This window comes from Vibrio penaeicida, from assembly GCF_002933855.1.
Taxonomy (GTDB): Bacteria; Pseudomonadota; Gammaproteobacteria; order Enterobacterales; family Vibrionaceae; genus Vibrio; species Vibrio penaeicida_A.
Window position 1 is genome coordinate 73,495 of record NZ_BFAQ01000005.1, and the last position, 20,740, is coordinate 94,234.

Below are 20,740 nucleotides of genomic sequence, written 5' to 3' on the forward strand. Positions count from 1 at the left end.
AATTAATTTTTTATTGTTAATAATCAGCTTCTTATGATTATTTTACACTAAAATCTTTTTTCCAGTTTGATGCTATATTCGTTTTGGCTGTAGCTGTATATCGCATCCAGTGTGCTGTCGACTTTTTGGTATTGCCAGGTAAATGTGGGGGTTAGCCCCCAAAACTCCAGCGGCTTCGCACTGATCAGTAATGTGTGGTTTTGCTCTTTATCTTCTCTTTTTCCGTTGAGAATTTTGTTGAATCCGTCGTGCTTTCGTTTTTTAACCGACGAAAACAGGCTGATGTTCCAGCCATCAAAGAATGTACGGTTTACACCCAGCCGTCCACCTAGGGACTGATAGGCAAAGAGTTCTATTTCACTTTGTTTTTTGTTCCAGTCGATGCCCCCGAAAACCAGCCATCTTTCGGGTAGCTGATACCAATAAGTTCCAGAAGCTGTCCACAGCCAGTCGCTGTTATGGTCAAGATCTGGATCTTTGTAATCTTGATACTCGGCTTTCAGTTCAACCTTCGCCGCGCTTTTATTATTGATGCTATAAAAGCCATCCATCTTCAACCCTGGAGCGATGTAAAGCGTGCGATCGCCAGAGTTGTTGTATTCAGCTTGCGGACCAATAGAAAATTGAACTTTGGCACTTTGATAGCTGTAGTTAAGACCCGTAATAAGGGTATGTTGGTTGTATTTTTTCTTACCATCATTCAGCAACCCATACGCTAACGTATTGAACTTTACTCCATGGTGGCCCGACAGTGAGAATCGTTTGTTCAGGCTGGCGTCGTAATCCATTCCAAAGCCGGATTCTTTATCTGGCGTTGTTTGGCTTATCCAACATTGCCCATTAGGCAGTGTCGCTAGGCAGACCGAACTTTCGGATGAGCTATTCAGATTATCATTGTATGAAGGACCAAAGCTAAAAGCCCCTTGCCAGCTGTCACGAACTTCGAGTGCTTCACTGAACGTATCAATGGTTCGGATAACCCCCGATGCTCTTGGATTGTCTTGTGGAATGCTGTGTTTGATTTCTCTAAACAGATCTAGGGAGTCTCGGTTTTTTTGATTTTCAAACTGTACTCGTGCCAGTTCCAGCTTGGCTGGCATGAATTTCGGAGTGAGGGCAAGAAGGGACTGATATTCCGCTTCTGATTCTGTAAGCTTTCCTTTCACTCTAAAAAGTGCGCCCTGAGCATAGTGCGCCAGTAAGGGATCATATCCTTCCAACGCTTTGTAGCGGGTCAGAAAACCTTGTGCCTGTTCCCATTGTCTTGTTTTCACCGCGATATGCAGGGCAGGGCCGAGTTCATCTAATGTGTCGCTCACCTCATAGGTGACGCCATCCACGGTTAACGATTGCTCTCTTTCCCGTTCTTCTTTCAAAAGTTCCTGTTCTTTTTCCAGCGCTGAAAGGGCATCTCGTTGTTGAAGACGCTGGTTTTTGTCTTGATCGGCTAACGTATGCGCGCTAAATAGAAACGTGAGCGCTAAAGGTGAAAGAGCAAAAAGGGATTTAAGCAAAGGAATAACCAAATGGTAAAGAAAGAAAAACAGAAGCAACGTAGGCTGCTTCTGTATGAGGGAGGTTCAACAATTAGTTTTTGCTGCCACCAAATGCTGTGTCTAGGTCTTTGTTAGTGAAGGTCGCAATACCTGCAAGAGCAGATGCGTTTGCACCAAAGAAATGACCTTGAGACGTACCATTTGTCGCTGCACCGCCATTTACTGAAGCGGTAGCAGAACCAGTAAATGCTGCAGTAGAAGCATTAATTGATGCGTTTACGCCGACAGACAGTGTGGAGTTTGCTATGTTGCCAGTAAGCGTTTGAGTACCAAAGTTCGCTGTAAACGTACCATTCAACTTGTTAGAACCAGAGAACTTGTTGATACCGGCTACTGAGTACGTCGCTACACCAGTCGTTGGAACCGTTGTGCCTGTATCATCACCGACGTAGTAAACGACGCGGTTGTTAAAGCCAGAATCTTGATCGCCTTCATACCACTCACCGAACCATACATCTTGATTCGCGGCTTTAGCAAAGTTGTAGTGTGTGTTACTCAAGTGATAGTTACCTGACGTATGGATACCATTACGCGTCGTACCAAAAATACCTGAAGCGCGATTTGCTAGGCTTTGGAAATCGACACGCTTACCGCCAGCTTTACCAATACCTGCTTTACCTTTTTGGTGGAAAAATGGGACATAAACTTCAGATACACCAACCTGGCGAACTGTATTGTCGCTGCTTGCGCCATCAAAACCTGCGTGTGCCATTGAGCTAAGACCAAGCATTGCCGCTGCAATCCATGAAAGTTGAACTGGTTTCATTTTCTCTTCCTTTATATGGTTTGAATTAGTACTAAGAAAACAACCAAAGAGCCTCTGGTGCGCACGACAGATCTCCTGTGTTGTCTTACTATTCCTACCGGATGAAAAAGCAAAACCCGTAATCTCGTGGGCTAAAAAATAAATAAGCCAGCTTATTAGCTGGCTTCAGTAGGAGTAAATAGTGGTTAGGCGAGTAGCTTTTAGTCGCTGGTGAAATGGTATCGGGCTCTGAAGAGCTCAGCTTTCGTGAATTTCCCCGGTCCTTTGATTCCCCAGTGAAACTCAAACTTAAGGTCGGCTTGCTGACCATTGGTCGAAGGTGCAATCAATTCAAAAGATAGACTTTCTCCTTTAGCTAGGGTGACCAATTTTGTTTCCTCTAGCCCCTTAAAGTATGGGGTAATAACACCATTGTTGTCTTGGGTGTGAATGTCTTGGATGCTTACATCGGCACCAACCGCCGTCAGGGTATAGCGCCCAAGGACATGGAGAGAACCTTGGCTACCACGTTTATCTACCGTAAATGTATTTTTGTAAGGCATATTTTCTGGCATTGAATGAGGGTGCTCATAAATGCGAAGTTGTGGATCGGAAGGGGTGAGGGCGATGGAGTATTCAGAATAGGGTGGATCGCTGTCGAGTTGACCATCGTTAACCGTTAAAGAGTATCTATATGTTCCTGCTAGATCTGCTACAAATGAGGGTTTTACGGCTGTCGTGTCATCAAAAGCCGCTTGGCTTCCTTCCGGTTTAGATAATAGCGTCCATTGGTAGGTTAATTGTTCACCGTTCCCATCGCTGCTGGCCGATCCGTCTATTTGGACTTGATGACCGACGTATGTGTAGAAAGGAGGTTCAAAGTAGGCAAGAGGTGCTACGTTTTCATAGAAAAAATAGAAAGTTGATGTAGAAGAAATAACTTCTACTCCATCGGAGGCGGTCACTTTTACCGTGTAGTCGCCTTCTACATCTGTTTTTAATGAAGAAGTACTTCCATTGTCTGTAAGTATGGGATTACTGTGTTGTGGCTTCTCTATTATTTCCCAAGAAAAATACAGCTCATCATCATCAATATCGTTTGCACCACTATCGATATGTAAGTAGTACCGTAAATTATTACGTTTTCCTTGAGTAAGGCTCAAAGTAGGCGCTGAGTTTTCACCGACGGTAACAGCAACAACTTTTACCTGATTAGTACGACTGTTTGCTTTGCCGTCATTAACCACGAGGTCGATTAAATAAGTGCCTGCGAGATCAGCATTGAAATCGGGTCTGGTTGAATTAGATGAATTTAAGTAAGCGGTGCTGTTTTCCGGTTTTTCTACCAGCGTCCATTGAAAAGACAGTGCGTCATTGTCTCGGTCTACGCTATTTGATCCATCCAATGTGACTAAATCACCTACCTTCACTTGTTGATTTATTCCAGCAATAGCTATGGGTGTACGGTTGCCACTGGCACTGTCTATCGACTCTGCCTCTCCACCGTTGCATCCGGTCATCAAAATAGCCAGAGTAGAAACAAAGCCTAGGTAGATGTTTTTCATTCTTTTTATTCCATAATCGAACTAAAGGAAAAGGTGCGGATTCCGCACCTCTTTGAGTTTAGTTTGTGATAAATGTATGACCTGTTGATACTAGGATTTCAGGGTTTAGACTGAATGCAAAACTGAAAACAAGCATTTTCATCGCGCCATTTGTTGGTTTTGCTTGCAAGCTGACTTCTATAACATCGCCTGCTCGAACCACTGTTCCTGTTTCCAGCCCTTCAATTCTTGGTGTGAAAGCTATCGCTGATGGATCTTGAGCGTCTAACTCCATAGTACTTGATTCAATAATTTTGAAGTCCGCGTTAATCGCTTCGAGTCGATACGAACTGACCTCAACAAAATCAGGGGTAGTTCCATTAAGAGATTTCGTAATCATATCGGTTGGCTTTTGTGGCCAGGTTAGCTCATTTCCATCTTTATCAAACAATTTGATTTGGCTAGAGTCAGTTTCAGTTGCCGAAACACGCACAAAGGCTTTTTCACTGTTCTCTTCTCCATCGTTAACAGTAAGTGAGAAGGTATATTCACCGATTACATCCGGAGTAAAGGTGGGTTTTTCTGCAGTGTTGTCGCTAAGTGCTGTTTTACTATCACTTGGTTTGGATACAACAGACCACTGATAAGTATGTATGTCTGTAGTATTGGCATCGTAGCTCTGAGAGGCGTCGAGTGTTGCCTCACCCCCTAACTCAAATGTTGCCGCGTTGGATCTATTAACGGGCTCGGAGGTATTCTCTACTGGTGTTGTAAAAGCAAATGCCTTAGCAATAGGGGCAACGTTGCCATCATTAACATTTACAGTAATGGTTTTACTGACAGTGTCAGTGCCGTCAGATACTGCAACTTGAACTTGGTATTCACCAATAACGTTACCCGTGAAAGCCGTACTCTCGCTTGTTTCGTTCGTTAAAGTTGGTGTAGCGCCTTCAGGTTGTTTTAAAACCGACCAAGCGTAGGAGAGTTGGTCTCGCGCATCGGCATCCTTCGCATTTGCACTTAGGTTGATGGCGGTGTCGGTAACCGCATTGACATTTGTAACAGGGAAGACGTTTGGAGCGGTATTCACCGCATCGGTAGATACGTTAAACGTTACCGAGGTCGCTTTACTGGTCTTTGAACCATTGCTCACTGTTAAGTCAACAATGTATGTCCCTGCAACGTCAGGATCGAACGTTGGAGAAATCGCATCGGCTTTACTCAGTGCCGCGTTGCTGCCATCTGGTTTAGTCGAGATAACCCAGTTATAAGTCAGTACACGACCCTCAAAGCTGTAACTGCTAGAGCCATCAAGACGAACTCTGGAATTTACCTTCGCATTCTCACCTTGGTTTGTAACGGCAAATAGCGTTGGTTTTGGCTCTATAACTGAAGGCTTGGTGTTATCTTTTGGTGAATCCGATGACCCTGAACCACCGCAGGCTATTAGGGCTGGAATCGTCAATGACAGAAGTGTCCATTTAATTTTTGAATTCATTGTTTCGTCCTGAGTATTTTTCTTGGTGCAGACGTTATGTGGGTATCTGCTAACAAGTTGGAATTAATGTCTCACCCCTTACACCGAGTTACTGCGTAAAACCCGTAAAAATTTTCTACCTTGATAGGTTGGGAATGGCGAAACGTTATTTGAACTTCAATTCAAAGTTAAAAGCTACCTTTCAGTTTTAGGCTTATAGTGCGTCCTGGGGCTGGCATTCCAGAGACTGAGCCAGGTTCTAGGTAGTACAAATCTAGAAAGTTTGTGCCCACTAGTTCTGCGTCGAGCCCTTTGTAGATTTCGTACTTCACATAAGCATCGAAGGTTAAAGTGTTATTTCGATTGACGACTTCGTCTTCGTGACTGCCAGATTGGTAGTTACCGCGCACACCCGTTTCCAATGCTTGATTGAAGAAACGAGAGCCTAACAACAGACTGGTGGAATATTCAGGTGCAGCATGAGCAGATAGGTAACTGACTTGCGAGAATCCGCCTCTCATGCATTGATTTGTTTGTGGTTTTTCACCATCAATGAGATCAACAACAAACTCTTGCGCCGCAGAGTTCTCATCGCAGACCTGATTGCGGAAGTTGTATGCGGCAGACAACTCGCCGAAATAGCGTTCATTGTCATAGGCAGCCTGCAATTCGATGCCACTTGTGCGCTGGTAGTTGAGGTTTGAAAACGCCATGTCACGGCGATCTCTATCCATAACGTCATCTATTTGTTGATCAAAATAAGCGATCTTGATGTTGGCGGTATCGAAGTATTGTATGTAGCCCAATTCAAACAGTTGAGCTCGTTCAGGTTGAAGGGGCGCGGATGCTGTTGGCGTAGCTGAAAAACCGCTTGTGCTCTCAAAAAGGCTAGGGAAGCGAAGCGTTTCTGCGTAGCGTGCGTATGCACGTTTATCATCGCTGATAAGCCAAGTGGCGGTAAGTGAAGGCATCCAACCGCTGCCTTTGGTTTCGTAGTTCGGATTGTAGGCTGGTATATCAGCAAGTCGAGCTATCTTACAACTCCCTTGAATGTAAGTTGGTTTTGTCATGGCTTGCGCGCAAACGTTGTTAGAAAGGCTCAAGTCATTGTTGCTGTCCGTTACCCAATCGTGAGAGTGTTCTTGAATATAGGTCTTATCATTTTGGGCAGTCGTGACACTCTCTCTGATCTTTTTCTCAAGTAGTGCATCAAAGTTGGTGAGTTCCAACAGGGCATTGGTTAGACGACTCTGGTATTTAGAAGCCTGATCAGGGAACAGTGCGATCAGATTTTGCAGGCGAGAAATTTCTTTTCTTAAATTATCGCGAGTAAAGGTTGTGCGTACTTCATGCTCCGCATTAGCAACTTTTTGTGCCATTTCTGCGGGATCGTAGATCTCTTTTGTTTGGTAGGTTAGCCTGTAGCCTTCAGTTTTGTACTCGCGCAGAGATTCTTTGTCTCCAGCTTCTACTCTATTTTTAATGTAGTGATCGATTGATTTGTATTTTCCATAGCGTAAACCTGCATTGAAGATCCACGAGTCGTTGGCTCGCCATTCCAGCTTGGCAGCACCGTTGTATTCTTCTCGTTCACCAGAGCGAACAGCACCGCCATAGAAGTCGATCATGTGCTGTAACCCTTCTTTTGGCACCAATTTATGATCTTGATAGTGACCTGATAGAGTGAGATCCCAGTTATCTGCCAGCAGCATTTTGTTTTTGAAATTAAACCCTATGCGCCGTTCTTTATTGAATACGGTGGCGGTATTGATGATGATATCTGGGTTAACGGGCTGAAAATGTGCAAAATTTGGGAACCCATATCCCGTATTGGTTTTTGAATCTGAAAACGTTGTCCACAAGTTGGTGCTTAAGTCGATATATGGATTGTCTGGATTGGTCCGATATTTAAAGCTGTAAGCTTGAATTTTCACCTTAGCCAATGGCCATTGCGGCATACCATCTGAGGTACGATAGTCTGAACGGCTCGCTAGAATCTCTCCGTGGATGCTTTCGGTGTAGCGCGCATTGAACTGAATTTTTTCAAAATCTGAAAACTTGTAAGTGGTTTTTAACAAGTATGAGTGCATTTCTGATGAAGTGTTGGAGACTTCATGTCCTGGAAGGTGATTTAAGGCGACGTGCTCCGGTTGCAGGTAAGGTATCCGTCCAAAGTTAGTGCCAGGGTCTTCTTCGGAATAAGGCTGTTGATAAAATTCCGCTTTTTGAGTACCAGAGTAGTAATTTCCGCGCTTGCGATAGGCGTAGGCACCTAACCATTCAAAATTTTGTTCTATACCAGACATCGCCAATCGAAATGCTACATCTTCACCGGCTAATGGGTTGTCGTTCTTGTTGTCTCGCGTTTGAAAGCGAACTTCGGGGTCTTGGTACAAAGGAACGCCACCAAGTTCATTGTAAATAGGAATATCTTGCCAATGTTTACCAGTATGAAGGCGTGCGACGTTGGGAGCGACAGAGTTGCTGCTGCCCTCTACCACAAATTCCATGCCAAAGGTTTCCCCTTCTTCGATGATATCTTGCGGTGACAATGTGGTGACTTCTACCGCTCCCCCCACTGACGTATTGATGTCTGAATTGAGCTGCGCCCCTTTGTGGACCTTCATGCCACCAATTAAATTGGGATCGATATAATTACGGTTCGATGCGCCGCGATACCCGTTGTAAACCGAAATACCTTGTTCTGTGCCATCAATCACAACCGGAATTCGTCCCGGGCCTTGTACACCTCGGATATTGGCGTCGATGCTGCTGCCACCGTTACGTGCTTCACCGCTGAACGTATTGGCCATGCCAGTGAACAAGTCGGCACCGCTTGCACCCTTGAAGCGTTCTATTTCTTCTTTGCTGATATAGGCGGTGGATGTGTCGGCGTCGTAAACATCCAGTTCGCCTGTTTCGTCCCGAGCGATTTCATCATCGAAATGGGTACGAACCTGAATGGCATCCAACGTCATGGCACTGTTGAGTGGCGTAAGAATAAAACTGCCATCTTCCTGTGGCTCCGCGACAAGACCTGTATTTTCTAACAGTAAAGTCAACGCTTGCTCTGGGTCGAAATGGCCTTGTATCCCTTGGCTGTATATATCTTCAGAAAGCGACGCATTCAGATAAAATTCAATATCTGCTTCTAAAGCGAATTGATTCAAAACTTGATCCAATCTGCCTGCCGGGATTTGAAAACTTTGTGCAGACCAAGCGATTGCTGGAACAAGAAGAGCGGTAAGACCCAGTTTGACACGTATTAATACGGCTTGACGTGTAAGCCTTGGCAGGAGCGACACCTTGCTATCCTTTTCGTTGATTTACTCACTGGTAATTACACCGAGTGAGAAGTCAAAATCCGTAAACATTCCTCAATGGTTTTGTTTGGGAGCGATACTTACCCAAAGTGGGGTGCGGTAGCGGATCTCAATGGGGAGGACTTGGCTGACGTTGTACAAGGTTTTATCTGTGTCTCGTGTGGAGAATACACCAGTGAGTTTTAGGTGATTAAGGCTAGGGTCGACCTTGATTACTCCCCGACGATATCGGGCAAGATCGTTAATGAAATCCGGTAATGGCGTTGCTTGAGCTAGGATTTTTTGCTTTAGCCACAATGCGTCAGTCGCTCGATTGACGGTTTTTTTATTGGTGTGATTGGCATTAAATGCAATGCTCTCACCAGAAAGGATATGAGTAGATTCAAAGCTTTGCTCAGGATAAACCGCCACTTCGCCTTCGTACACGCTGACTAAAGTTTGCTCTGCTTGCTGGTGGACAGTATAACGAGTGCCAATCGGAACGATTCTCCCTTGACCTGTAATCACTTTGAATGGGGTTAAGTGATGACCGCTGGTGATCAATATTTCCCCTTGAACAAGGTGCAAGATTCTTTCTGATTGATTGAAATCGACAAAAACGCGGGTGGCGGTGTTCATGATCAATTCTGTGCCATCAGACAGTGATAGTGAGCGCACTTCGCCCGTTGCTGTGGCGTATTCAGCGCCGGTTGGTTGGGTATCTTGTGTAGACATCATCAGAGCTAACGTACTAACAGAGACACCTCCCCAAAGGAGAACTTGCCTACGAGTGGCTCCACGACGATTGCGACCGAGCACCTTTCCACTGAGCTGTGGGTTTGGAACAGAGGCAAACTTTTTTTGCAGGTTTTCCAATTGCTGCCAAGCAAATTCATTGTCTGGGTGAGCGGTACGCCAGGTGTTGAATGCTTTTTTATCTTGCTCTGTGACGTCGTCTGCCCATAAGCGAGCCATCCATAGTGATGCTTGCTCTATGGATTCTCGAGAAATTCTATCCATCGACAAATCAGACCTCGAGCATTGCCATCATGCAGCCTTGCAAGGCTTTGGCGACGTACTTTTCAACCGACGAGACCGATACATCCAATTCTTGGGCGATTTGTTTGTAGCTTTTGCCTTCAAGTTGGCGCATCAACAAGGCTTGTCTCGCTTTGTGTGGAAGTTTATTCAATAGAGTGTCAATTTCGACCAGTGCTTCCACCACCAAAGTATGGGATTCGGGTGAGGAGGACACATCAGCCGGCTCACTTTCTAATAGCTCAAGATAAGCGGTTTCAATCCGACGTCTTCGGTAGAGATCGATAACCAAACCCTTGGCAATGGTTGTCAGGTAGCGGCGCGAATCTTTTTGTTCGGGAAGTTTGCCTTTGGTTAACAACCTTAGGTACGTGTCTTGAACCAAATCAGCAGTAACTTCAGGGCAACCAAGGCGTCGTTGAACGAATACCGAGAGCCAGCTGCGGTGCTCTTGATACATGTTATCAATGCGTTGCATGTTAGCTGGGTCAATTGCCACCATCGCTTGTTACTCCTATCACCTAGATTTGGCTTACTTAAATGATAATGGTTATCATTTATATTAATAACAGGCAACGAAATATAGCAGAATCTGGCGGTAGATCTAGATCAATAAATACTGAGAAAAGAAATAAATTGTGTAAATGAGAGATGTGGCAATTAAAAGTCGATTCTTTTTAATTGAAAACGAAAGGCTCGGGAACTTAGCAACTTTTCGCGCCACTATACGGTATTTTGAAGGGTATTTACCCTCATTTCGTTTAAATTAAATGAGGGTAGTTGAATATGAAAAGTGTTATTTTCCGATACAAAATGAAGAAAAAATTCGACCGAGTAAGTCGTCAGAACTGAATTCACCTGTAATTTCATTGAGGTGTTGCTGAGAAATTCGAAGTTCTTCCGCCAGAATTTCGCCTGCCATGTAACCTTCGAGCTGTTGTTGACCTATATCCAAATGCTCAGCCGCACGTTCCAACGCATCCAAATGACGGCGACGCGCCATAAACCCGCCTTCTTGATTGCCAGAAAAGCCCATTATTTCTTTTAAATGAGTGCGTAATGCATCCACACCTTCCCCTGTTTTTGCCGATAGGCGGATAAGTGTTGGCGTGTTGACGTGGCAGATCCCAAGATCTTCACTAGTTTGATCGGCTTTGTTGCGGATCACTGTGATGCCGATTTTTTCAGGTAGTCGATCCACAAAATCGGGCCAGATTTCACGTGGGTCAGTGGCATCGGTTGTCGTACCATCCACCATAAATAAGACTCGGTCGGCTTGTTCTATTTCTTCCCAAGCGCGTTCAATACCAATTTTTTCCACTTCATCGGACGCTTCACGTAAACCTGCGGTATCAATAATATGCAGTGGCATACCATCAATATGAATGTGCTCACGCAGGACATCTCGTGTCGTACCAGCAATATCGGTAACAATGGCGGACTCTTTGCCTGAAAGTGCGTTAAGCAAGCTGGACTTCCCTGCGTTTGGTCGACCGGCAATCACCACCTTCATGCCTTCTCGCATGATGGCACCTTGATTGGCTTCTTGGCGAACTGCGGCTAAGTTATCGATGATGGTTTGCAGATCGGTCGCCACTTTACCATCGGCAAGAAAATCGATTTCTTCTTCTGGGAAATCAATAGCGGCTTCGACATAGATGCGTAGGTGAATTAAAGATTCCACCAGCGTGTGAATGCGTTTGGAAAACTCACCTTGCAGAGATTGCAGTGCGGATTTCGCCGCCTCTTCTGAGCTTGCATCGATTAAGTCAGCAATAGCTTCTGCTTGAGTTAAATCCATTTTGTCATTTAGGAATGCACGCTCTGAAAACTCTCCTGGGCGGGCAGGGCGTACGCCGGAGATGTTCAGAATACGTTTTATTAGCATATCCATGACAACGGGGCCACCGTGCCCTTGAAGCTCTAACACATCCTCACCCGTGAACGAGTGTGGGTTAGGGAAGTAAAGTGCTATGCCCTGATCCAGTTCTAAGCCGTCTTGGTTCTTGAACGGCAGGTATTCTGCATATCGAGGCTTTAATGTTTTGCCTGTCACTTCTAATGCAACTTGTGTTGCGAGTGGACCGGATACCCGAATTATACCTACACCGCCTCGTCCCGGAGCGGTAGCCTGAGCGACTATAGTGTCAGTTGTCATAGCATTTACCTGAAGGGGCATTTCGCCCATAACTGTGTTGAATTCTTTGTGCGCAATTGTAATCAGCACTATTAAAAAAGGCGACCATTTGGTCGCCTTTCTTTCTATTATTTTGGCTGCATTAGTACTTATTTGGCTGTCTTAGTATGTAAGCCTTTCTTTTCCAGTGCTCGGTAAATCAGAGTTTGCTGAATAACCGTCACGACGTTGGAAACCAACCAGTATAGAACCAAACCGGAAGGGAACCACAGGAAGAAGAACGTGAACATCAATGGCATGAAGTTCATGATTTTCTGCTGCATCGGGTCAGTGATGGTTGATGGACTCATTCTCTGAATTAGGAACATACTTGCACCCATCAGAACTGGAAGGATGTAGTACGGGTCTTGTGCAGACAAGTCAGTAATCCAACCAAAGAACGGTGAGTGACGAAGTTCTACCGATTCCATCAAGGCCCAGTACAGTGCGATGAAGATAGGCATCTGAAGAAGGATTGGTAAACAGCCGCCTAACGGGTTTACTTTCTCTTTCTTGTACAGTTCCATCATTTCTTGGCTCATGCGTTGGCGGTCGTCGCCAATGCGTTCACGCATAGCTTGCAGCTTAGGCTGTAGCATGCGCATTTTTGCCATGGACGTGTACTGCGCTTTGGTTAGTGGGTACATAGCACCACGAACAATAAACGTCAGAACCATAATCGCCACACCCCAGTTAATCACAATGCCTTGAATGGCAGAGAGCAACCAGTGAAGAGGTTTCGCGATGAACCATAGCCAACCGTAATCCACAACCAAATCTAGGTGTGGTGCTACAGCTGCCATGTCGTCTTGAAGTTTTGGACCAACCCAAAGCTTAGATTCAACCGAGCCCGTTGCACCATCAGCAATCGTGATGTCTGGAATACGAACACCGATATCACCTTTGTTGCCGATAACACGCGTATACAGTCGAGTACCAGGTTGTTGCTCTGGGATCCACGCAGCAGCGAAGTAGTGCTGGATCATTGCTGCCCAACCTTGACCTGTTGTTAGCTCAATGGCCAAGCTGCGGTCTTGCATATCGTCGAAGCTGTATTTCTTGTAGTTAACGTCTTGTGATGAGTATGCGCCACCGCGATACGTTGGCATGGTAATACTGCCACCATCATCCATTAAATCTTGGCGAAGGTGTGCGTACATACCGAAAGTTGCGTTGGTACCAGAGTTGTTCACAACGTCGTATTTCACTTTAACGTCGTAATGACCACGCTTAACGACAAACGTTTTAACGTACTGTAAGCCGTTCGCTTCAAAGGTCATTGGAATGCTTAGTTCATCTTCACCATCAGCCAGTTCGAAGCTGTTTGATGCCACATGATAAACAGGGCGGCTTGTACTGCTTAGGTCAATGCCCTGAGGTCCAACAAGACCACTTTGAGCAATAAATGTTTGACCTTGGCTATTTTTCAACAGTTCAAATGGGTCTGCTGAGTCGAATTCTTTTGCGTATTGATTTAAATCTGCTTCAACCACGTCACCACCGAATGTATCGATAGAGAGCGTCAAGACATCTGTTTTTACGATTACGATTTGCGCTGAAGGCGTCGCTGCTTGAGGTACAGGGTCGGCAAGTGGGTCCGCAAAGTCTGGGGCAGGAAGAGTACCGCTGTTTTGTGCCTGCTCAACCTGTTGTTGTGGCGCGGGATTCTTTTCTACTTGCCACTGTTGGTACAGCAAGAAAGAAACCAGTGCCAAAGCGAGCAGTAGGATATTACGTTGAGAATCCATCGTTATTTATCTCTGTCTTGTTTTTGGTGTGGTGGAACGGGGTCATATCCCCCATCGCTCAAAGGATGGCATTTTAATAGACGTTTGCCTGATAACCAACACCCTTTTACAAAACCGTGAGCTTTCAACGCTTCAATCGCATATTGAGAACAGGTTGGTGTAAAACGACACCGTGGTCCGATTAACGGACTAATCACCCACTGGTAGATTTTTATCAGACCAATGGCTAACCACGAGAGGGGCGAGAAAGGCGATGCCATAACTTATCGAAGAGCTTGAATATTTCCTCATTGCTTAAATCTTGAGCGCTTTTCTTCGCAATCACAACAAAATCTTTGCTTGGTAGCTGATGTTGTGACAGGCGGAAGCTTTCTCTAGCCAGACGTTTGAAACGATTACGACCGACGGCAGTTTTAATCTGCTTTTTAGGGACAGCTAAGCCTAAGCGAGGATGTGAAAGAGAATTCTTTCGGGCAATGATGGTGAAATGAGGTGAGCCTGCTCGATGAGCTTGCTGGAAGACATTTTGATAATGCTCGGGAGTTAACAAACGTAACTCCCGATTAAACGCGTACTTGCTCAAAATAATTAAATATTATTTTGAAAGGCGCGCACGGCCTTTTGCACGACGTGCATTAATTACTTTACGACCGTTCTTAGTTGCCATGCGAGCACGGAAACCGTGAGAACGCTTGCGCTTCAGAACTGAAGGTTGAAAAGTGCGTTTAGACATTGTTATTACCTTTACTGATCAGTAGTTTTTAGGTTTATGTTAAACCCGGCGTGGGACTTAACTTCACTCTGGCTCTTTATTAGAAAGCCTGAGCAAAATCCGACGCCTCTCAACAAAGAGGCGGAATTGTAATCACTGACTCATTAAGAGTCAATCATTGGTCTAACGAAAATTCCGGTCGACGAATTATACGGATTGTCAGTTAAATCTCAAGGATCCTTATTCGATCCCCACCTGGCGAAGAAATTTTTGCAGTTTTGGATCCTGTGGATTACCAAAAATATCTTGTGGAGAACCTTGTTCCACAATGTGTCCATCTGCCATGAAGATCACGCGGTCTGCGACTTCTCTGGCAAATTGCATCTCGTGTGTCACGACAAGCATGGTCTGTTTTTTCGCGGCGAGCGATTTCATTAAACTGAGCACTTCACCAACCCATTCAGGATCCAGCGCTGAAGTGGGTTCATCAAACAACAGAAGTTCTGGCTGAAATGCCATTGCACGGCCAATGCCCACTCGTTGCTGCTGACCGCCTGAAAGCGCGGCAGGGTAGCTATCCCCTTTATCACCCAAGCCAATGTCGTCTAGAATCGCTTGAGCGCGCTCTAATGCCTGATCTTTCTTCCAACCACGGACAGTGATCAAGCCTTCAGCAATATTTTTCCGTGCTGTCATATGAGCAAAGAGTGCATAGCTTTGAAAAACAAAACCGGTTTTGCGACGCAGCGCCAGAACATCCGATTTGGTGTGCTTTTCTGCATCGACAGTGATGTCATCAATGGAGATCACACCTTTGTTGGCTTGCTCTAGAAAATTTACGCAACGCAGCAGTGTGGATTTTCCGGTGCCACTTGAACCAATGATAACGATGATTTCGCCTTGCTGGATCTCGATATCAATGCCTTTCAATACTTCAGTATCGCCGAAGCTTTTATGAATATTGTCGAGTTTTATCATCGTACGTATGCCTTATTGAGCTTTGCTTCTGCCCAAATTTGAACTCGGGTCAGAATTAAGACCACACCCCAGTAAATCAGTGCAACCGCTAAAAACGCTTCAAAGAATCGGAAACTGGACGACGCTTCCATTTGTGCTTTCGCCATGATTTCGGCGACACCTAGCGTAAAGGCCAGCGACGTCGATTTGATCATATCGATGAAATAATTCATCAATGACGGAAGAGCAACGCGGGTTGCCTGAGGCAAAATAATGCGTCTCATGGCTTGGCTGGTGGTCATACCTACAGATAAGCTGGCTTCCATCTGGCTTCTGTCGACGCCAATAATCGCAGCACGAATACTTTCCGCCATGTAAGCAGCAAAGTGCAGGGTCAAGCCGATAACTGCCGCACTAAACGCATCCAACCCCACCATGAACGGAAAGATCTGAGGCAATCCGTAATACAGTAAGAAAAGTTGAACGAGCAGCGGTGTTCCTCGGAAAAAGCTGATGTATAGCTGGCTAAGCTGATCCAGTACTGGCACTTTAAACACACGGATATTGGCAAGAATAACCGACAGTATCAAAGAAAACAGCAGTCCCCAGGTGGCCATAGACATGGTGGTGCCGAGATACTTCAGCAGTATCGGCATCAATTCCATCATGTAGTTAAAGTCGAAACCCATATGATTACCTGTACTTAAAATTCGGATGTAGCAGAGACAAGAAAAGGCGGAACCGTAATTCCACCTTTATCCTTGTGTATTGTGCTTTTTGATTATTGAGTGATGTCGTCGCCGAACCACTTAGTTGAAATTTCTTTTAGTGTGCCATCTTCACGCATCGATTTCAGTGCCGCATTAACTTCTTTCTGAAGCTTACGACCCGCTTCGTTATCAACGAATGGCCATGCGTTTTGAATGGTTTCGAATGGCTGACCTGCAAGCTCAAGAGGAAGACCCGTCTTCTTAATCAGCTCTAGTGCAGATAAACGGTCCATGATGAACGCGTCAGCACGACCAAGTGCAACATCGTGTTCAATACCTGTGTCGTAGGTTTTGATGTTGATTTTGTTGTCTTTATCGTAATCGCGTAGCAGTTGCTCAAAGTTCGAACCTAGGTTAACTGCAACTGTTTTACCTGCAAGATCAGCGATGCCTTTAATCTCATCGTTGCCTTTACGAACCGTAATTTGTGCACCGTCTACTACGTATGGGTCAGCAAAAAGGTATTTTGCTTTACGCACATCCGTCATAGTGATTTGGTTAGAGATGGTGTCGATACGACCCGTTTCTAAAAGACCAAATAACCCCGAGAAATTTGCCGTTACGTATTCAACATTATAATCGTTACGTTTGCCGATTTCGTCCCACAGGTCGACTTCAAAACCTTGAAGCACATCTTTTTCCACAAACGTGAATGGGAAGTAGCGGCCAGACATTCCAACTTTCACGTCTGTTGCAGCATGAACAGTTTGTGCGAAAGAAGCAGTTAGGGCGAGAGCAGCAAGAGCGGACTTAATCCAGTATTTCATTCGTTATATCCTCATTATTATGGAGGGGAATATTACTGTTAATTGTATTATTAGTGAAAATAACGAGTTGTTATTACAAATAACCAACTATCTTAAAAGAAACGACTTGTTAACATTTGATCTTGGGGATAAACCGTTATTGATCCACTAATTGTGGGTGATCATGTGGGTAATATTGGGGAAAAGTGTGTGGATCACTCGAATTGAGGATGAAAAATTGTGAATAACTTAGATCTTATTCACTGGATCTGCGATCATTTACTAGCGATCTCGCCAACAGAGCGCTAGAATTACCAACCTTTTCCAAATAACGATTACAAGAGTGAGGGCAACGTGTCATCTTCGCTTTGGTTGCAGTGTCTGCAACAGCTACAAGAAGAGCTACCAGCGACTGAATTTAGCATGTGGGTAAGACCGCTTCAGGCGGAGCTCAATGACAATACCCTGACTTTGTTCGCCCCTAACCGATTTGTGCTTGATTGGGTACGCGATAAGTACTTCGACAACATCAACCGCCTGCTTCTGCAATTTTGTGGGAATGATATTCCTAGCCTTCGTTTTGAAGTCGGCAGTCGCCCTGTTTCTGCCCCCGCACCTGCCGCTCGATCAAAAGCCGATGTCGCAGCAGAATCCTCTGCTCCTGCTCAGCTTCACGCGCGCAGACCTGTGCACAAAACATGGGAAAATGAAAATGAAGTGGTGGACATCAATCACCGCTCCAATGTCAATATTAAGCATAAATTCAATAACTTCGTTGAAGGTAAGTCGAACCAGTTAGGCTTGGCAGCGGCGCGTCAGGTGGCGGATAACCCTGGTGCAGCGTATAACCCACTGTTTCTTTACGGTGGTACGGGCTTAGGTAAAACTCACTTGCTCCACGCAGTGGGTAACGCCATTGTGGATAACAAGCCCAATGCTAAAGTGGTGTATATGCACTCTGAACGTTTCGTTCAAGACATGGTAAAAGCGCTGCAAAACAATGCGATTGAAGAATTTAAACGTTACTACCGTAGCGTTGATGCGTTGCTAATAGATGACATTCAGTTTTTTGCTAACAAAGAGCGTTCTCAAGAAGAGTTCTTTCATACGTTCAACGCATTGTTAGAAGGCAATCAACAAATTATTCTGACTTCCGACCGTTACCCTAAAGAAATCAATGGGGTAGAAGATCGATTGAAATCTCGTTTCGGCTGGGGTTTAACCGTTGCAATTGAGCCGCCGGAGTTAGAAACCCGTGTTGCTATTTTGATGAAGAAAGCGGAAGACCATCAAATTCACCTCGCCGATGAAGTTGCGTTCTTTATTGCGAAACGTTTACGCTCTAATGTCCGTGAGCTGGAAGGTGCGCTAAACCGCGTGATTGCGAATGCCAATTTTACAGGTCGCCCTATCACCATCGATTTTGTTCGTGAAGCGCTGCGCGATTTATTAGCATTGCAAGAAAAGCTGGTTACGATCGACAACATCCAAAAAACCGTCGCAGAATATTACAAGATTAAAGTCGCGGATTTGCTGTCTAAGCGCCGCTCACGCTCTGTTGCTCGTCCTCGTCAATTAGCAATGGCGCTATCCAAAGAGCTCACCAACCACAGCTTGCCTGAAATTGGGGATGCCTTTGGTGGTCGTGACCATACCACGGTGCTGCACGCCTGCCGTAAGATAGAGCAGCTTCGTGAAGAGAGTCATGATATAAAAGAGGACTATTCGAACCTAATTAGAACCTTATCGTCATAAGGCAAAGAGATACCAATGAAATTTACCATCGAACGCAGCCACCTGATCAAACCATTACAACAAGTTTCTGGCGCTCTGGGTGGACGCCCCACATTACCTATTTTGGGTAATTTGCTTCTGAAAGTCGAAAACAACTTGCTTTCACTAACCGCCACCGACCTCGAAGTCGAGCTGGTGGCAAATGTGGCGTTGGAAGGCGATTTTGAAGCGGGCAGTACAACCGTTCCTTCTCGTAAATTTCTGGATATCTGTCGAGGATTGCCAGACGACGCGATCATCACCGTGGTGATGGAAGCGGATCGTGTTCAAGTGCGCTCCGGTCGAAGCCGTTTTTCTCTTTCGACCCTGCCTGCGAGTGACTTCCCAAACATTGAAGATTGGCAAAGCGAAGCGGACATTACGCTTTCTCAGCAAGAGCTACGTAGCCTGATTGAAAAAACGCAGTTCTCGATGGCGAACCAAGATGTTCGTTACTACCTCAATGGTATGTTGTTTGAAATTGAAGGAACGACGCTTCGCTCCGTGGCAACAGACGGTCACCGTATGGCTGTTTCACAAACTCAGCTTGCAGCAGAACTAACGAATCAACAAATTATCTTGCCTCGCAAAGGTGTTCAAGAGCTCGTTAAGCTGTTGGATGCACCAGAAGCCGAGGTGACTTTGCAAATAGGCAATTCCAACTTACGTGCGGCTGTGAATAACTTCACTTTCACCTCTAAATTGGTGGATGGTCGATTCCCTGATTACCGCCGAGTGATGCCGCAAAGCAGTAATAAAACATTAGAAGCGCCATGTGATGAGTTAAAACACGCGTTTTCTCGCGCGGCAATTCTATCGAACGAAAAGTTCCGTGGTGTACGTGTGAATTTCATTGGTAATGAAATGCGTATTACTGCCAACAACCCAGAACAAGAAGAAGCAGAAGAAGTACTTGATGTTTCTTTTGATGGTGACGACTTGGAAATCGGGTTTAATGTCAGCTATGTTTTGGATGTATTGAATACCCTTCGCTGCGATAAAGTGCGAATCTCAATGTCAGACGCGAATGCCAGCGCACTGATTGAGAATGCCGATGATGACAGCGCCATGTATGTGGTGATGCCAATTCGCTTATAGTGGATTGGGTTTATGCCACTCACCAGACTGATTGTTCAGACATTTCGTAATATTGAAGCCTGTGACGTTGAACTGTCACCAGGCTTTAATTTTCTTATTGGCCCTAACGGCAGTGGGAAAACCAGCATCATCGAAGCAATTTATTTGCTTGGTCATGGGCGTTCATTTAAAAGCTCTTTGACGGGAAGAGTTATCCAAAACGACTGTGATGAACTCTTCGTACATGGTCGTTTTTTGAACCAGGATCAATTTGAGCTGCCAATTGGCATTAATAAGCAGCGCGACGGCTCAACAGAGGTTAAAATAGGCGGTCAGTCTGGACAAAAGTTAGCGCAGTTAGCTCAGGTTTTACCTTTGCAATTGATTCATCCTGAAGGGTTTGAGTTGCTGACAGACGGTCCAAAATTTCGACGAGCATTTATCGATTGGGGTGTTTTCCATACAGAGTCACATTTTTATGATGCATGGGGAAGATTCAAGCGGCTCAATAAGCAGCGAAATGCGTTACTGAAAACCGCCACCCATTACAAAGAACTCAGTTATTGGGATCAGCAAATGGCAACGCTGGCTGAAAACATCAGTCAATGGCGACAAGAATACATTGAAAACATGAAGAAAGTGGCAGAAGAAATCTGTCGCACATTTTTGCCAGAATTTGATATCCAATTGAAGTATTATCGAGGGTGGGACAAAGATACACCTTATCAGGATATCCTCGAAAACAACTTCGAACGTGATCAGTCACTTGGTTACACATTCAGTGGACCCAATAAAGCTGATTTGAAAATAAAAGTGAATGGAACGCCCGTTGAAGACGTTTTATCACGCGGTCAATTGAAACTCATGGTCTGTGCGCTGAGAGTCGCGCAAGGGCAGCATTTGACTCAAATGACAGGAAAGCAGTGTATCTACCTGATAGATGATTTTGCTTCTGAATTAGATAGCCAACGTCGACAGCGTCTTGCAGACTGCTTGAAAGCGACGGGGGCACAAGTATTTGTAAGCTCTATTACTGAGAGCCAAGTCGTTGATATGCTCGACGATAATGGCAAAATGTTTCATGTGGAACATGGCAAAATAGAGCAAGGATAAAAAGAG

Annotated in this window: 18 protein-coding genes; 3 read left to right on the forward strand and 15 right to left on the reverse strand. The window is 45.1% G+C overall.

Annotation, left to right across the window (positions count from 1 at the left end):
- Positions 1 to 47: 47 nt before the first annotated feature.
- From VPNCDNU1_RS00940 to VPNCDNU1_RS01010, 15 genes are all read right to left on the reverse strand, one after another.
- Positions 48 to 1,514 carry a surface lipoprotein assembly modifier gene (locus tag VPNCDNU1_RS00940; RefSeq protein ID WP_145959424.1) on the reverse strand — a complete coding sequence of 489 codons (1,467 nt, stop codon included), beginning with the start codon at positions 1,512 to 1,514 and terminating at the stop codon, positions 48 to 50.
- Between the two features lie 73 nt (positions 1,515 to 1,587).
- Complete coding sequence (locus tag VPNCDNU1_RS00945; RefSeq protein WP_104398617.1) at positions 1,588 to 2,322, reverse strand: Slam-dependent surface lipoprotein; 735 nt, start codon at positions 2,320 to 2,322, stop codon at positions 1,588 to 1,590.
- A 200-nt stretch (positions 2,323 to 2,522) separates the two neighbouring features.
- Positions 2,523 to 3,866: a PKD domain-containing protein gene (locus VPNCDNU1_RS00950; RefSeq protein ID WP_104398618.1), complete on the reverse strand. Its 1,344-nt coding sequence runs from the start codon at positions 3,864 to 3,866 to the stop codon at positions 2,523 to 2,525.
- Between the two features lie 58 nt (positions 3,867 to 3,924).
- Positions 3,925 to 5,343, reverse strand: coding sequence for a PKD domain-containing protein (locus VPNCDNU1_RS00955; RefSeq protein WP_104398619.1), 1,419 nt, complete (start codon positions 5,341 to 5,343; stop codon positions 3,925 to 3,927).
- A 167-nt stretch (positions 5,344 to 5,510) separates the two neighbouring features.
- Positions 5,511 to 8,627: a TonB-dependent receptor gene (locus VPNCDNU1_RS00960; RefSeq protein ID WP_104398620.1), complete on the reverse strand. Its 3,117-nt coding sequence runs from the start codon at positions 8,625 to 8,627 to the stop codon at positions 5,511 to 5,513.
- Between the two features lie 72 nt (positions 8,628 to 8,699).
- Complete coding sequence (locus VPNCDNU1_RS00965; protein WP_104398621.1) at positions 8,700 to 9,644, reverse strand: FecR domain-containing protein; 945 nt, start codon at positions 9,642 to 9,644, stop codon at positions 8,700 to 8,702.
- Between the two features lie 7 nt (positions 9,645 to 9,651).
- Complete coding sequence (locus VPNCDNU1_RS00970) at positions 9,652 to 10,164, reverse strand: sigma-70 family RNA polymerase sigma factor (RefSeq protein ID WP_101114881.1); 513 nt, start codon at positions 10,162 to 10,164, stop codon at positions 9,652 to 9,654.
- Positions 10,165 to 10,458: 294 nt separating this feature from the next.
- Positions 10,459 to 11,820, reverse strand: a complete 1,362-nt coding sequence (gene mnmE, locus VPNCDNU1_RS00975; protein WP_104398632.1) for a tRNA uridine-5-carboxymethylaminomethyl(34) synthesis GTPase MnmE — start codon at positions 11,818 to 11,820, stop codon at positions 10,459 to 10,461.
- Between the two features lie 128 nt (positions 11,821 to 11,948).
- A complete protein-coding gene (gene yidC / locus VPNCDNU1_RS00980) occupies positions 11,949 to 13,586 on the reverse strand; it encodes a membrane protein insertase YidC (RefSeq protein WP_104398622.1) in 1,638 nt (545 codons plus the stop codon).
- Positions 13,587 to 13,588: 2 nt separating this feature from the next.
- On the reverse strand, positions 13,589 to 13,846 hold the full coding sequence (gene yidD / locus VPNCDNU1_RS00985) for a membrane protein insertion efficiency factor YidD (RefSeq protein ID WP_004400212.1): 258 nt from the start codon (positions 13,844 to 13,846) through the stop codon (positions 13,589 to 13,591).
- Positions 13,813 to 14,136: a ribonuclease P protein component gene (rnpA, locus tag VPNCDNU1_RS00990; protein ID WP_233448346.1), complete on the reverse strand. Its 324-nt coding sequence runs from the start codon at positions 14,134 to 14,136 to the stop codon at positions 13,813 to 13,815. Before rnpA ends, yidD begins: the two co-directional genes overlap by 34 nt.
- A gap of 45 nt (positions 14,137 to 14,181) precedes the next feature.
- The gene (gene rpmH / locus VPNCDNU1_RS00995) at positions 14,182 to 14,319 is read right to left on the reverse strand and encodes a 50S ribosomal protein L34 (RefSeq protein WP_101114886.1); all 138 of its coding nucleotides are present in this window, start codon (positions 14,317 to 14,319) and stop codon (positions 14,182 to 14,184) included.
- Positions 14,320 to 14,538: 219 nt separating this feature from the next.
- A complete protein-coding gene (locus tag VPNCDNU1_RS01000; RefSeq protein WP_104398623.1) occupies positions 14,539 to 15,276 on the reverse strand; it encodes an amino acid ABC transporter ATP-binding protein in 738 nt (245 codons plus the stop codon).
- Complete coding sequence (locus VPNCDNU1_RS01005; protein WP_104398624.1) at positions 15,273 to 15,944, reverse strand: amino acid ABC transporter permease; 672 nt, start codon at positions 15,942 to 15,944, stop codon at positions 15,273 to 15,275. The genes VPNCDNU1_RS01000 and VPNCDNU1_RS01005 overlap by 4 nt, the downstream gene beginning before the upstream one ends.
- A 92-nt stretch (positions 15,945 to 16,036) precedes the next feature.
- Entirely contained in the window at positions 16,037 to 16,792 is a 756-nt protein-coding gene (locus VPNCDNU1_RS01010; protein ID WP_101114892.1) for an amino acid ABC transporter substrate-binding protein, read from the reverse strand.
- Positions 16,793 to 17,125: 333 nt separating this feature from the next.
- On the opposite strand from VPNCDNU1_RS01010, the gene dnaA reads away from it, so the two are divergent.
- The 3 genes from dnaA to recF are packed head-to-tail and all read left to right on the forward strand — an operon-like array spanning position 17,126 to position 20,734.
- Positions 17,126 to 18,526 (forward strand): chromosomal replication initiator protein DnaA, encoded by a 1,401-nt coding sequence (dnaA, locus tag VPNCDNU1_RS01015; protein WP_101114893.1) that lies wholly within the window; start codon positions 17,126 to 17,128, stop codon positions 18,524 to 18,526.
- A 15-nt stretch (positions 18,527 to 18,541) separates the two neighbouring features.
- Positions 18,542 to 19,642, forward strand: a complete 1,101-nt coding sequence (dnaN, locus tag VPNCDNU1_RS01020; RefSeq protein ID WP_104398625.1) for a DNA polymerase III subunit beta — start codon at positions 18,542 to 18,544, stop codon at positions 19,640 to 19,642.
- 12 nt (positions 19,643 to 19,654) lie between these two features.
- Positions 19,655 to 20,734, forward strand: a complete 1,080-nt coding sequence (gene recF / locus VPNCDNU1_RS01025) for a DNA replication/repair protein RecF (RefSeq protein WP_104398626.1) — start codon at positions 19,655 to 19,657, stop codon at positions 20,732 to 20,734.
- Positions 20,735 to 20,740: the final 6 nt, after the last annotated feature.

Bases quoted from the DNA above. Each gene is read 5' to 3' on its own strand.
- VPNCDNU1_RS00945 (WP_104398617.1), bottom strand. From the start codon at position 2,322: ATGAAACCAGTTCAACTTTCATGGATTGCAGCGGCAATGCTTGGTCTT.
- VPNCDNU1_RS00950 (WP_104398618.1), bottom strand. From the start codon at position 3,866: ATGAAAAACATCTACCTAGGCTTTGTTTCTACTCTGGCTATTTTGATG.
- VPNCDNU1_RS00955 (WP_104398619.1), bottom strand. From the start codon at position 5,343: ATGAATTCAAAAATTAAATGGACACTTCTGTCATTGACGATTCCAGCC.
- VPNCDNU1_RS00965 (WP_104398621.1), bottom strand. From the start codon at position 9,644: ATGGATAGAATTTCTCGAGAATCCATAGAGCAAGCATCACTATGGATG.
- VPNCDNU1_RS00970 (WP_101114881.1), bottom strand. From the start codon at position 10,164: ATGGTGGCAATTGACCCAGCTAACATGCAACGCATTGATAACATGTAT.
- mnmE (WP_104398632.1), bottom strand. From the start codon at position 11,820: ATGACAACTGACACTATAGTCGCTCAGGCTACCGCTCCGGGACGAGGC.
- yidC (WP_104398622.1), bottom strand. From the start codon at position 13,586: ATGGATTCTCAACGTAATATCCTACTGCTCGCTTTGGCACTGGTTTCT.
- yidD (WP_004400212.1), bottom strand. From the start codon at position 13,846: ATGGCATCGCCTTTCTCGCCCCTCTCGTGGTTAGCCATTGGTCTGATA.
- rpmH (WP_101114886.1), bottom strand. From the start codon at position 14,319: ATGTCTAAACGCACTTTTCAACCTTCAGTTCTGAAGCGCAAGCGTTCT.
- VPNCDNU1_RS01000 (WP_104398623.1), bottom strand. From the start codon at position 15,276: ATGATAAAACTCGACAATATTCATAAAAGCTTCGGCGATACTGAAGTA.
- VPNCDNU1_RS01005 (WP_104398624.1), bottom strand. From the start codon at position 15,944: ATGGGTTTCGACTTTAACTACATGATGGAATTGATGCCGATACTGCTG.
- VPNCDNU1_RS01010 (WP_101114892.1), bottom strand. From the start codon at position 16,792: ATGAAATACTGGATTAAGTCCGCTCTTGCTGCTCTCGCCCTAACTGCT.
- dnaN (WP_104398625.1), top strand. From the start codon at position 18,542: ATGAAATTTACCATCGAACGCAGCCACCTGATCAAACCATTACAACAA.
- recF (WP_104398626.1), top strand. From the start codon at position 19,655: ATGCCACTCACCAGACTGATTGTTCAGACATTTCGTAATATTGAAGCC.